This is a genomic window from Martelella sp. FLE1502 (genome assembly GCF_053484255.1).
This window is the reverse complement of the sequence record NZ_JBAKFQ010000008.1, coordinates 174,386-187,790: the sequence shown is the minus strand read 5'-3', so window position 1 is coordinate 187,790 and position 13,405 is coordinate 174,386. Positions and strand designations below refer to the sequence as shown.

Here is a 13,405-nt window from a genome sequence, read left to right as displayed (position 1 = left end):
CCGTCCGGAAGGCACGGCAATCGCCGAAGCTACACCACGCTGCGGGACACGATCGTGGTTAGAGCTGCAACCCCTCTCTCCATTCGGTTCTGCCATCTTTGAGAAGACGCCTGTGTTTTGAACGCATCAAGCCTGTCGGGAGGCATGTGCTTTTGACGTAGTTCAACTTCGTTTAATACAAAATAAAATACAAATATTGACATTGGTTAAAATGTAGCTACAAATACCCATGGAGGAGTTCACATGACTACAGTGCCGCAATTTTCGAGCGATATGCCCCTGCATGTACAGGTGCGCGAGTTGATCCGCCAGCAGGCGATCAGCGGCGAGATCGTTGATGAAAACGGGCGGTTGATGACGGAGGCGGCACTGGTCGAGCGGTTCGGCGTTAGCCGGGTCACGGTGCGCAACGCGCTGGCGCCGCTTGTCGAGGACGGGATGTTCGACCGCAGCCCCAAGCGCGGCACGTTTTTGCGGCCCAACTACGCCGAGCGATGGGTCGGCCGGCTGATGGGGTTCCAGGAAATCATGGCGGAGGCCGGCTATCGCCCGGGCGCCGCGATCCTGCAGAACGGCATGACCCACCAGCATGATGATGAAGTGCGCGAGCTGCTGAAGGAGCGGGCGGTCTACGAGCTGAAGCGCATCCGCTATGCCGACGACACGCCGATCGCGATCGAGCACGCCTTCTATCCGCCGGATATCGGGATCGAGCTCAGCAAGCGCGAGCTCATTACCATCAAGATGTATCAGGTGTTCGAGGAAGAGCTCGGTCTCGAGATCAAGGACGCCGTCCAGACTATCAGCGCCCGTATTTCCACGGCCGAGGACGAGGCGGCGCTGGAGCTCGAACAGGCATCCGCCCTGATCGAAATGCAGCGGACCACTTTTGGCCCCGAGGGCCGGGTGCTCGAACTGCTGAGGGCCGTCTACCGCCCGGATTTCTTCCAGTTAACCATCAATTTGAGCCGGAGAGGCTTCTGAGCCGCCCGGCCCAGTTTCAACAGCACAGGTAATGTCACGCGATGAGCAAGCCGAACGTCATCATCATTCTCAACGACGATATGGGGTATTCCGATATCGGCTGCTATGGCGGCGAGGTCGAGACCCCCAACCTTGACCGGCTCGCGCAGAACGGCCTGCGCTATTCCCAGTTCTATAACACCGCCCGCTGCAGCCCGTCGCGCGCCTCGCTGATGACCGGCCTGCACCCGCACCAGACCGGCATCGGCGTCCTGACCTATGATATGGGTCCGGAAGGCTATGCCGGCAATCTGAGCGAGGATTGCGTCACCATTCCGGAAGCGCTGAAGGGCAGCAATTATCGCTCCTATATGAGCGGGAAGTGGCACATCGCCTCGGACCTGAAGAAGCCCAATGGCGCCTGGCCGATGCAGCGCGGTTTCGACAAGTTTTACGGCACGATCATCGGGGCGGGCAGCTTCTATCATCCCAATACGCTGACGCGCGGCGATGAGAATATCGAGCACGAGGCGGTGGAAGATCCCGCATTCTTCTACACCGACGCAATCAGCGATCAGGCCGCGCGCTATGTGCACGAACATAAGGATGAGCATGCGGATCAGCCGTTCTTCATGTATGTCGCTTACACCGCGCCGCACTGGCCGCTGCACGCGCATCCGGAGGATATCGCCAAATACAAAGGTCGTTTCGATGCCGGCTGGGACACGTTGCGCCAGGAGCGGCTCGACCGTCTTGTCAAGGCCGGCATCCTTGATGCCTCCTGGAAGCTGAGCCCGCGCGACGAGACGCAACCGCCCTTCGAAGAGGCCGAAGACCGCGAATGGCTGATCCGCTGCATGGAGGTCTACGCCGCCCAGATCGACCGGATGGACCAGGGCATCGGGCGGATACTGAAGGCGCTGGAAGAAACCGGCCAGGCCGACAACACGGTTGTGATCTTCCTGTCCGACAATGGCGGCTGCGCCGAGGATATTCCCGAAAATGTCGATCCGAAGCAGCTTGTCGAGCAGCTGATGATCGCACAGTACAAGACCCGCGACGGCCGCGATGTGCGGATCGGCAACGACACGTCGATCATGCCGGGCCCGGAGGATACCTATCAGAGCTACGGCACGGCCTGGGCCAATCTCTCGAATGCGCCGTTCCGCTATTACAAACACTGGACCCATGAAGGCGGCATCGCGACCCCGCTGATCGTTCACTGGCCGGAAGGCATCGCCGACAAGGGCGGCATCCGCCACACGCCCGGACAGCTTCCGGACCTGATGGCGACGATCCTTGAGATCACAGGCGCGTCCTATCCCGAGACGCGCAACGGCGCCGCGGTTCCGCCCTGCGAGGGGGCGAGCCTCGTACCTTCGTTCACCGATCCGACGGCCACCCGCAAACCGCTGTTCTTCGAGCATGAAGGCAATGCGGCGGTGCGTGACGGCAAATGGAAGCTGGTGCGCAACTACCCGGCGGAGTGGGAGCTCTACGACATGAATGCCGACCGCACCGAGCTCAATGATCTGGCCGCCCTTCACCCCGATCGGGTGCGCGACATGGCTGCCATGTATGACGAATGGGCCGCGCGTTGCGGGGTCATTCCGCGCGAGAAAGTGCTGGAAATCATGAAGGACGCCGGCGAACCGGCGTTCTGGGAAGACGAAGACGCCTGACGCGGCGGTCAAGGACCCCGCGCAATCTGAAACCGCGACGGGACCCGGAGGAAGGGCCCGGCGCACCGACAGACTTAATGACGTAAACGTTCCAACCTGGGAGGAAATCATGAGGAACATCACCACTAAATCCATGCGTCCGGCAGGCCTTCTGGCCTTGTCGGTCCTGCTGATGGCGGGCGTTGCGCCAGCCCATGCGGAGATCACGGAGGACTATACGTTCCGTCTGGCCAATGTCCTGTCGCCGAGCGATGTCACGGCCTTCGGCATCGACAAGTTCGCCGAACTCGCGAACGAGAAATCGGACGGCAAGATCACCATCGAGGTGTTCCATGGCGGCCAGCTTGGCTCGGGCGTGGAGACCTTCGAGGCGGTGAAGAACGGCCATATCGATTTTGCCGCGGATTCCTTCGCCAACCTGGCGTCGATCACGCCGGCGTTCGAGGTCTTCCATTTCCCGTTCCTGTTCGAATCGCGCGACCAGCTTCTCAACGCCATGGGCAGCGACGCCGTTCAGGAAGAGGTCAACGAAGAACTCGAACCCGTCAATCTGGAATGGTTTGCGACGTTCGAGATCGGCGGCCCGCGCGAAGTCGGCACGTCGAAGAAGAAGATCGAAACCGCCGACGATCTCGCCGGCATGAAATTCCGCGCCTCGCGCTCGCCGCTGGAGATCGCCTCGCATGAATCCTGGGGCGCTGCCGGCGTCACGGTCGACTGGCCGGAAACGCCCGAGGCCGTCCGTCTCGGCATGGTCGACGGCCTGACAGTGCCCTATGCGAGCTTCTACTCCGCCAAGTTCCACGAGGGCAATCTGATCAACTACATTCTGGACCTCAACTTCCAGAATTATGCCTCGGTGCTGGTGGTTAACCGGGACAAGTATGAAGCCCTGCCGGATGAGGTGCGCGATGTTCTCGAAGATGCCGCCGCCGAGGCTCAGGCCTGGCATGTCGATTTCGTTTCCGACTACATCACCAAGAATATCGAGGAGATGAAGGCCGAGGGCGTCGAAATCTACGCCCTGCCGGATGCCGAATATGCCAAGGTGCGCGACATGACCATCGAGAAGGTCTGGCCGCAATTCGTCGGCAAGGAAGGCATGTCGCAGGAAAAGATCGACCTCATCAAGCAGGAGGCCGGTCCGGTCGGCGATGGCGGCTGGGGCTACACCCGCTGATCTTTCTTTCAAAATCCATATGACGTCCGGGCCGCGCTGGCGGCCCGGATCATCAACAGGGGCCTGATCATGTCTCAATCCCGCTTCTCCAACGCGGTCCGTCTGGTCGACAAGTGGCTTGCGGGTATCGTGAGCGGCCTTTGCGTCGCCCTGCTCGGCGCGATCGTCGTGACCATCAGCGCTTCGGTATTCTCGCGCTTCGTGGTGTTCCATCCGCTGAATTTCGCCGATGCGCTCGCCAAGTATTTCCTGCAATGGATGGCTTTTCTCGGCGTTGGCCTTGCGATCCGGGGGGGCGAGCATGTTCTCGTTGATATGCTGGTCATCAAATTCTCGCAGCGCAGCGCCAGGGCGTTGCTTGTCGGGATCAATGTTCTGGTTTCGGTACTGTTCGCGACGGTTGCCTATTACGGGACGCTCAATGCGCTGAGCGGGCTCAACTCCCATGATCCCTTCGTCTTCGGCATCTCGATGGCGATCCCCTATTTCTCGGTCGCCGTCGGCGCGCTTTACGCGCTTATCCAGACCAACCTCACCACCTGGATCAGACTTCAGGACCCCGAAATCCGGTTTCAGCCGAGCGAGGTGACGACATGAGCGCGCTTGCCCTTTATTTTATCGCCTTTATCGCGCTGATCGCCGCAGCGGTTCCGATCGCCTTCGCGCTCGGCCTGTCGACCCTTTTCGTGTTCGTGCTCACGGATCAGCCGGTGCAACTGTTCACGCAGCGGCTATGGACCGGTCTCGACAAGTTCACCCTGGTCGCCATTCCGCTGTTCATTCTGGCCGGCGAACTGATGGGCGGTTCCGGCATTTTGAGCCGGCTTCTCGATTTCTCCCGCCTTCTGGTGGGCCGCTTCAAGGGCAGCCTGCTGCAGATCAATGTCCTTGTCAGCATGTTCTTCGGCGGCATCAACGGTTCCGCGATTGCCGATACCAGCGCCGTCGGCGCGATGATGATCAAGGCCACCAAGGATGAATATGGCGAGGCCGACCTTGCCGCTTCCGTGACCGCGGTCAGTTCCGTGGTCGGCCCGGTCATACCGCCGAGCCTGCCGATGCTGATCTACGCCTTTGCCGCCGGCAATGTCTCGATTGCCGCGCTTTTTCTCGCCGGCGTCGTGCCGGGCGTTCTGCTCGGGCTTTCGATGATGGTCGTGACGGCGTTTCTGGTTCGTAAGAAGAACTATCCGGTCTCCCGCCAGCGCTACAGCTTCGGTGAGGTTCTCAGGATCACCGGTCGCTTCATGATTGCGGCGATCCTGCCGCTGATCATGGTCGGCGGCGTTGTCGGCGGCATCGCGACGCCGACCGAGGCCGGCTGTATAGCGATCGTCTATGCGCTGGCGGTTGGCTTCTTCGTGACCCGTGAGCTGAACTGGGTTCTGGTTCACCGCGCGATGATGCGGACCATCATCGTCACGGCCGTGGTCATGATCATCATCGCCTTCGGCAATGTCTCGACATGGTGGCTGACGATCGAGGGCGTGCCGCGCGGCATCTCCAACTTCCTCTCGGATTTCACCAGCAGCCCGGTTGTGTTCATGGCGCTGATGCTTGTGATTTACCTCGTCATCGGCCTGTTCATCGAGCAGGCGGCGGCCATGGTCATGCTGGTGCCGATCTTCGCGCCGCTCGCCGCAAGCTACGGCGTCGATCCCGTCCATTTCGGGCTGGTCACGTGCCTGGCGCTCGCGCTCGGTCTGGTGACCCCGCCGGTAGGCCTCTGCCTCTATATCGCAGGCGGCATTGCCAATGTCCCGATCCACAGGGTGTTTGCCACGGCAATGCCCTATCTGGTCGCGATGGCCATGATCCTCCTTCTCGTCACCTTCGTTCCCCAGATCTATCTCTGGCTGCCGAGGATGATGGGCTTTTAGAGATAATCGGCAAAGTTTGGGAGCCATAGACCTGACCGGCGAATAGCCGAACGCGCCCGTCAGCTGTACCGGGCAGTCGGTGAGTGCCTCCACCTTTTCTGTCACCCTGCGAAGGCCAAGTTCATGTAGGGGCAGTTTGAATTCTAAGCAGAAAGTTGCCGTGACGACGGGATCGCAGGTTCAAATCCCTTGAAGACCGCACATTCTTTCCAGTTAATATACGCCGCCTGACTGATCTCCAACACTGCAGCAGATCTCGGCCACGGCACGCCGTGATCGCCCTGCTTCAGAATAAACGCTTTCTAGTCGATCAAAAATCTCCGTTGTCTTAACTTCTTCCTCTCCTGCTCCCAGCCGGGAATCACAGCGGAAAAGACCAATACCAAACGATCCAGTGTTCAGACGCACAACAAAAGAAATCCACTTGGCGCTAGTCAAACCAGCTGACGGTTGGCCAGCGCGGTGAAAGCGCCATCCTGCGCGAGCAGTTCGTCATAGCTCCCGCTCTCGACGATCCGGCCGTTTTCGAGAACATAAATGCGGTCGGCATGGCGGATTGTTGAAAGCCGATGCGCTATGATGATGCGCGTCGCCTTCATGCGTTCAAGCGCGGCGCTGACCTCTGCCTGGGTGACATTGTCGAGCGCGCTGGTCGCCTCGTCGAACAGAACGATGCGCGGCTTGCGCACCAGGGCGCGCGCGATCAGCAGCCGTTGCTTCTGCCCGCCCGAGAAGGTTGCCGCGCCTTCGCCGACCGGCGTCTGCAGGCCCATCGGCATCGCTCTGATATCCCGCTCGAGACCGGCATCCCTGACGGCCTGCACGATATCGGCCTCGGTGTAGATGCCGTTGGCCGTGATGTTGTCGCGAATGCTGCCGGTCAGGAGCTTGCCATCCTGAAGAACCACGCCGATCTGCCGGCGCAGCGCGGCGGGATCGAGCTTTTCAAGGTCGTGACCGTCATAGGCGACGCCGCCTTTTTGAGGCGTCGCGAAGCCCAGCAGCAAGCGCAGCAGCGTCGACTTGCCGCTGCCCGACGGGCCAACGATTGCCACGAACTCGCCGGGCCGGATATCCAGGCTCACATCGTCGAGGATCGGCCGGCCGGCCGCCTCATAGGCGAAGCTGGCATGGGCGACGACGATCCGGCCGCTCAACTCGCCGGGGTCGATTTTCGCGCCCGAAACCTCCGGCTCGCCCGCCAGAATGGGTTCGGTGCGTTCATAGAGCGGCTTCAGCGACATCAGCGTGACGAACGCGCCGGCAAAGCCGGAAAGCCCGCCGTAAAACTGCCCGAAGGCCGTATTGAAGGCGATGAAGGTACCGGTCGACACGTCCTCGACATAAAAGGCGAACACCGCCAGCGCGACGATATGGAAGACGATGAGGACCCCGCTTGTCAGCAGCCCCTCGCTGTAGGACAGCACGTTGGAGCGCAGCCGGAAATGCATGTCGCGGGCGAAGCGCTCGGTCCAGTCGGCAAAGGCCAGCCTTTCGGCTCCGTTGACCTTCAGCGTGGCGATGCCGGATACGAACTGGAAGGTTCTGGCGGACAGTTTTCCGCGTAGTTCGTATTGTTCGCGCTGGTATAGCAGTTGCAGATACGCGAGAGCCGAACTGATCAGAATGACGAATAGCACGAAGCCCACGGCAATGCCGGCGAGCATGGGCTGATAATAGAGCATCATCGCCAGGCTGACGGTGGAGAACAAACCGCTGAACAGGACCGAAAGGGTTGAGCCGCTGAGCGCCCGGCTGAGCGCGTTGATCCCCGATGCGCGGTTCGCGAGATCGCCGACCTCGTATTGCTGGAAGAAGGAGGCCGGCAGGCGCAGCAGCCGGTCCCAGACCGCGCTCTGCACCACTGCGTCGATCCGGCCGCGCATGCGCAATTGCGTCAGCGCCCGCGCCGTGCCGAAGCCGAGCGTGGCGAACGCCGCCGCCACCAGAACGATGGTGACCTGGCGCAACTGGTCGTATTCGGCTTTCGGGATGATCGTATCGAAGATATGGCCGGATACCAGCGGCGTGAGCAGCGCCAGCAACGACGCGCAGGCCGACGCGATCAGGATGGTGGCGAAGGCCCGGACATTGTTGCGGAACACGAAGCCCAGCAGCATGCGCGACGTCACCTTGCCGTCCGGCAGCGGGCGATAGAAGATATAGGCTTCCGGCGCGAGCGTTTCGGCAAACTGCCTGCCGACCTTGCGCTCGCGGCCCTCGGGATCGATATGACGATAACCGAAGCGGCCGGGAATGAGGCAGGCGGGTTCGCCGCTTTCGGTAAAGGCTAGAAACGCGCCGTGATCGCCGCGCCACCATTCCTCCGGCAGCCGGGCGCGCCTGGAGCGCACATGGTTGGCCCGGGCGATTGCCGCGATCGCCTCGCCGCGCTCCCCTTTAACAAGAGATCGTTGGGTCTTCAGCCGGATACCATCCGCCGCCGCCACGCGGGCCGCACAGCGCGCCAGCGCATCGGGCGCGAGCGTGCCGGCGGGCTGTTTCGCCCTGCGATTAAGAAGCGCCGCCACCTCGCCGGAGGCGGCCTTCAATCGCAACTCCGCCGTCTGGTCGCGACGCGAGACGTCGTCCCCGCCGTCAAGGCGAGTTGTGGCCAGCGTCGTTGCGATGCCTGAAAGCGCGACGCGCAGCGCTTCCGCCCGCCCGCGTTGCAGCCATCCTGCCTCGGCAAGCGCGGCGCTGTCGTACACCCGCGCCGTGACCGGGGCCTGCGCCTGGACCCAGAATTCCGCCGTCAACGGCGCCAGACCCGGCCCGAGCTCGCGCCCGTCGCCTGACTTGAGAACGCCGCCCGTCTCGAGCCAGAGTAATGTGCCGGCGGCGCAGACCGCGGCCCCTGCCGGTATCGAGACATGCTGCCCGGTGCGTAATGGCGCGATGCCGCGCGGCGGCAGGGCGGATGGGCAGGCTGCCAGCAGGCGGCCGATCCAGGCATCGACGCCCGCGCCGGACGGCCCCTCTTCAGTGGCGGCGAGGCGGCAACCGGGCGCCGGGACAACGATGATATCGGGCGCGCCTCCGTCCCAGACGACATCGGCCAGCCCGGTGAATGCGTCGCCGCCGGCAAGGCGCATGAGATGATGCAGCGGCCCGTAGATCTGCGTATTGGGATCGACCGCGAACACATCGGCAGCGCCCTCTTGGACAACGAAGACGCCATCAACCTCATTGAGCGGAATGGCACGCGGCATCCGGGCGGCGTCGCGGGCCTTGCGAAGCGCCGGTGGCAGGTATGTTTGCGGGCTGTCGGTCATCCGGTCTGCTTCTCAGTGAGCGGCCACAAGGCGAGCATAGTGCCCGTCCGGCTCAGCTATCAATCTATCGTGCGTGCCGCGCTGGACGATCCGGCCCTGATCGAGAACGATGATCTCGTCGCTGTCGCGGATGGTCGAGAGCCGCTGGGCGACGATCAGGCAGGCGCAGCCGCGCCGTCTCAGGTTCATGTCGACGGTCTGCTCGGTGACGGGGTCGAGCGCCGACGTCGCCTCGTCCATGATCAGCACGGAGGGGTCGCGCGCGAGAGCGCGGGCAATCTCGAGCCGTTGGCGCTCGCCGCCGCTGAGATTGCGTCCTGCTTCCGACAAGGCGGCATCGATGCCCTGCTCGCGCACCAGCGGCAATTGGTCGAGGCAGGCATCGACGACCGCGCGGCTGATCGCGGGTTCGGGGATCGATGTATCCCAGAGCGTGATATTGTCCCGCAATGTCCCGCTGAAGACATTGATATCCTGACTGACCACGCCGAGCGACGAGGTCAGCGTCAGACGGTCGATCTGTTGCAGGGGGATGTCGTCGAAGAAAATCTCGCCCTGCCATGGTCGGTAGAGCCCGGCGACCAGCTTGCCGACGGTCGATTTTCCCGAGCCGCTGGCGCCGACGAGCGCGATCCGCATGCCCGGTTGCAACAGCAGCGAGAAATCATCGAGCAGCGGCTTTTCAAGCCGGCTGTATCCGAAGGTGACATTGCGAAGCTCGACCTTGCCGACGAGCCTTACCGCGGCGGTGACGGCCTGCGGCCGAGCCGCTGTCGCTGCCGGCTCGGCGGAACCGTAATTGATGACGTCATCGAGACGGTTGAGATCAACCTGCGTCGTCTGCAATGACGAACCCAGTCCCACGAGTCCCGAAATCGGTCCGTTGAAACTGCCAACCAGAACCTGAAACGCGACGAGGTCACCCACGGTCAGCCGACCGTCCAGAACGAACAGCGCGCCGAGGCTGAGAATCGCGATATGCCCAAGCGCCGAAAGGGTTCCCGGCAGCAGGCCGAGCAGGTTGTTCTGCCGCCCGATGGTCTGCGACAGCGAGACGAGCTGGGCCTGAAGGCCGCCCCAGCGGGAAAACAGATCATCCTCGAGCCCGGCGGCCTTGACCGTCTCGATCGCCGACAGGCCGCTCATGATCGCGGACGCCTGCTCCGCCCCGTTTTTGGCCAGTAGATGGCGCGCGTTTTCCAGCCGCAGCCAGACGACCCGCGCCATAATCAGGTTGATGACGGCCATGGCGACGACGAGCGAGGCCAGCGGCACGCTGTAGGAAAACATCAGAGCGCCATAGACGACGATCGAGATCATGCCGACGATGCTGAACGCCAGCGGGCCGGAGATCATCGACGCGACCCGGCTGGCGGAACCAAGCCGGCTCGAAATGTCGCCGGCAAAGCGCTGGCTGAAGAAGTCCATCGGCAAATGCAGCAGGCGCCACAGCACCTTGCGCGTCATGTCGATGCTGACTCTGGCGGAAAACCGCATCAGGTAGTGCTTCTGCAGCCAACTCAAAAGCAGGCTCAACCCGCCGGCCACGACATAGGCCGCAAGCAGCGGTCTGACCCAGTCCTCCTGTCCGCCGACAAGGAAGCCGTCGACATAGATCTTGCTGAGCGCCGGTATCACGATGCCGGGAATGACCATCAGGAGCGTCACCAGCAATATGAAGGCGAACGGTCCTGCCGTCCCGCGCGAGAGCTGCCTCAGTTCGCGCAGCACCGATGGTTTCTCGCCGCCGGTTTCGAATTCTGGCCCGGGCTTGATGGTCACCACGATGCCCGTGAAATCCCGATCCATTTCCGACCATGCGACGCGCCTGCGCCCCTGCGCCGGGTCATTGATCTGGGCGCCCTTGCGGTCGATCTTTTCCAGCACGACGAAGTGATTGAAACGCCAGAAGATGATGGCCGGCAGCGTCACCTCGCGCAGTCGCTCCAGTCCGACCTTGAACCCCTTGGCCTCACAGCCGAAGCGTCTGGCGGCCTCGATCAGGCTCCAGGCGTTCGAGCCGTTTCGCGACACGCCGCATTCGAGCCTCAACCTTTCAAGAGGGACCCATCGGCCGTGATGGGCCAGCACCATCGCGAGACAGGCAGCGCCGCATTCGACCGCTTCCATCTGCAGGATGGTCGGCGTCTTTGCGCTGCGAAAGATCCTTCCCGGTCTCAGCGCCGAAAACAGTTTCGTCATGCGCGTGCTCCGCCGATCATTGATCGAGACCGAGCACTCGGCGGATAGCCGGGATCACCAGAACGATCGGCGGAACCTGCTCCACGGCGACATCGGCATCGGCCAGAGTGCCGGTCCGGACCTCCATATTCGGACCGTGCCCCGAGGTCCATTTCAAGCCGGAGGGCGAGGCCGCGTCCTTCTCAAGCTGAACGCCGAAGGCGATCGGAGGTTCGCTGCCTGCCAGCGCCTTTGCCAGCGTTTCGTTGCCAAGCTGACGCGCGACGGCGGTGTCGCTCTGCGGATCTTCGCTGACCCAGACGACCTTTCCGCGGATGGTGCCGAAACGGGACGCCTCGACGGTCGAGGGCGAAACATTGACCTCCATGCCCGCCAGAACTTTCTTGCCGTGCAGCGGATTGGCGAAAAACACCCCTTCGATGTCGGTGTTGACGGGCTGGACCGTCACGATGGGCGATCCCGGCTGGACAAAGGAGCCGATGCTGGCGTCGACTGCAATGACCTGTCCGGCCATGTCCGAGAGCACCTTTCCGCCGCTGTCGAGCGTGTCCTCGAGATCGGCCAGGTTTTCCTGGGCCTTCAGCAACCGGTCGCTCATCGCCTGAAACGCCGTGGTCTTTTGGTTTTCAAGCTCAAGCCGCTTGGCCGCAAGCTGCTCCTTGTCGAATTTGTTCCCATCCAGATTTGCGGATGCCTGGATGAATGCGTCCCGCGCCTGTTCAAGCCTCAGCGGCGTGATCGCGCCATCGCTGCTGGCCTGTTCGAAGCCTTCGAGAATTTTTTTGCGGCTCTCGAGCTGCTGTTCGTCCCACGCGATCTGGCGCTCCAGATCCTGTTCCTTCTGCTTGAGGTCGGCCAGCTGTTGCGGCAGCAGGTTGTTCCAGTAGGTTTCCAGAAGATCCTGCTCGGTCTTCAGTGAGCGCAGCGTGCGTTCCGCCTCGCGTTTGTCTTCGGCCACCGAGACGATCTCGATGGACGCCAGAAGCTCGCCTTTTTCGATCGTATCGCCGAGTTGGACCGGCAGTGAGCGCAATATGCCGGAATGGGTCGCCACGAAATCGCGGGTCTCGCCATAGGCCGGGCCGAGAATGCCCTTGCCTTGCACAAAGGTCGTCACCGTTCCGAAAATGCTCCAGTAGATCGCACCGCAGAAGACGAGCGCAATCGCGATCGCCACGACCCAGCCGCTCGGGCCGACGACACGCATAAGACTGTCGGTGCTTTCAGGGGTCTGTAGATGTTTGAGAGCAGATTCGCGATAGACCTGTTTGCGGGGCTCTTCGGGACTGGACATGAAGTTGGCGCACTCTTCATCTTACGGGAGCACGATATTCTTCGTGCCCGAATGCTGCGATCGATTTTGATAGGATGCAGGGCAAACAATCGCCCCGCGGCCGCAAGGCCGCAAGACACGCGCGGATTTTCGGAACGAGTTGCACCCGGATGACAAACCGGCGAGCCTGCTCAAATTTAACATCGTCTCTGCCACCCGCGACACTTTGCAAGTCTCGCGAATTAAGCTCCGAAGCGCGGTTTCATTTTCCTCGCCAGCCTGCTCCTCGTCTTTGTTTGACTCGTAAGTCCTCTGAAAGAGAGCGCATCGCTTGCGGCAACGGGACCTCACCAACCCAATCGGCAATTTTGGTGGCAACGCTGGCGACATTCCGCGCACCATGATCGACCCCGTGACCGATCGTTTTGGCAAGTGTCAGAATATCTTCTTCGCCTCATCGACGAGATCATCGACGCCGTGGACGGCGCCGTCAACAGCATCACCGACGCCAGCCCCGACTGTAGCGCCGACGGCAAGGGCTGTTACACCGACCCCCAAAGTCACGGCACCAGCCGCAGCTGCGGGCGCGATGAACACGCCTGCTGCAACCGCTCCTGCAACAGCCCCCGTGCTGCTGTGGTGTTCGTCCAACCAGTTTGTTGCATCCGAAATATCCCCTGAGATGCTTCCGCCTGCAGCTTTCTGCAGTTCTTCAGCGCCCAGCTCTGTGATTTCCGTATCATCGGTCTTGATCGGAGAGTTCATGTTTTCGTTCGGCATTTCATCCTCCTTGAGGCTAATTTGTTCCAAAAGATTCCGAGAGAGTTTTCTTTAGTCAGCTTTGTCTTATCGGCACCAGTCATCCCACACATGTTCGGCGACTACGCCAACGCCGGTCTCTAGCGCAGATCCAACCTTGGACGCCGCGCCGCCAACCCATTCTGCGCCTT

The 13,405-nt window shown here is 61.8% G+C and carries 9 protein-coding genes; 5 read left to right on the top strand and 4 right to left on the bottom strand.

The annotated features are described in order from the left end of the window. Positions 1-243: 243 nt before the first annotated feature. From V6767_RS09605 to V6767_RS09585, 5 genes are all read left to right on the top strand, one after another. The gene (locus tag V6767_RS09605; protein WP_448473273.1) at positions 244-984 is read left to right on the top strand and encodes a GntR family transcriptional regulator; all 741 of its coding nucleotides are present in this window, start codon (positions 244-246) and stop codon (positions 982-984) included. 41 nt (positions 985-1,025) lie between these two features. Then, positions 1,026-2,645, top strand: a complete 1,620-nt coding sequence (locus tag V6767_RS09600) for an arylsulfatase (protein ID WP_448473272.1) — start codon at positions 1,026-1,028, stop codon at positions 2,643-2,645. Between the two features lie 109 nt (positions 2,646-2,754). Then, positions 2,755-3,825 (top strand): TRAP transporter substrate-binding protein, encoded by a 1,071-nt coding sequence (locus V6767_RS09595; RefSeq protein WP_448473271.1) that lies wholly within the window; start codon positions 2,755-2,757, stop codon positions 3,823-3,825. Positions 3,826-3,894: 69 nt separating this feature from the next. Continuing rightward, entirely contained in the window at positions 3,895-4,422 is a 528-nt protein-coding gene (locus tag V6767_RS09590) for a TRAP transporter small permease (RefSeq protein WP_448473270.1), read from the top strand. Then, positions 4,419-5,705: a TRAP transporter large permease gene (locus V6767_RS09585; protein WP_448473269.1), complete on the top strand. Its 1,287-nt coding sequence runs from the start codon at positions 4,419-4,421 to the stop codon at positions 5,703-5,705. Before V6767_RS09590 ends, V6767_RS09585 begins: the two co-directional genes overlap by 4 nt. A 434-nt stretch (positions 5,706-6,139) precedes the next feature. Here V6767_RS09585 and V6767_RS09580 read toward each other — a convergent pair whose 3' ends face one another. From V6767_RS09580 to V6767_RS09565, 4 genes are all read right to left on the bottom strand, one after another. Continuing rightward, a complete protein-coding gene (locus tag V6767_RS09580; protein WP_448473268.1) occupies positions 6,140-8,980 on the bottom strand; it encodes an NHLP bacteriocin export ABC transporter permease/ATPase subunit in 2,841 nt (946 codons plus the stop codon). Positions 8,981-8,992: 12 nt separating this feature from the next. Continuing rightward, positions 8,993-11,182 (bottom strand): NHLP family bacteriocin export ABC transporter peptidase/permease/ATPase subunit, encoded by a 2,190-nt coding sequence (locus tag V6767_RS09575; protein ID WP_448473267.1) that lies wholly within the window; start codon positions 11,180-11,182, stop codon positions 8,993-8,995. Positions 11,183-11,198: 16 nt separating this feature from the next. Continuing rightward, positions 11,199-12,476, bottom strand: coding sequence for an NHLP bacteriocin system secretion protein (locus tag V6767_RS09570; RefSeq protein WP_448473266.1), 1,278 nt, complete (start codon positions 12,474-12,476; stop codon positions 11,199-11,201). A 414-nt stretch (positions 12,477-12,890) separates the two neighbouring features. Continuing rightward, positions 12,891-13,235 (bottom strand): hypothetical protein, encoded by a 345-nt coding sequence (locus V6767_RS09565; RefSeq protein ID WP_448473265.1) that lies wholly within the window; start codon positions 13,233-13,235, stop codon positions 12,891-12,893. Positions 13,236-13,405: the final 170 nt, after the last annotated feature.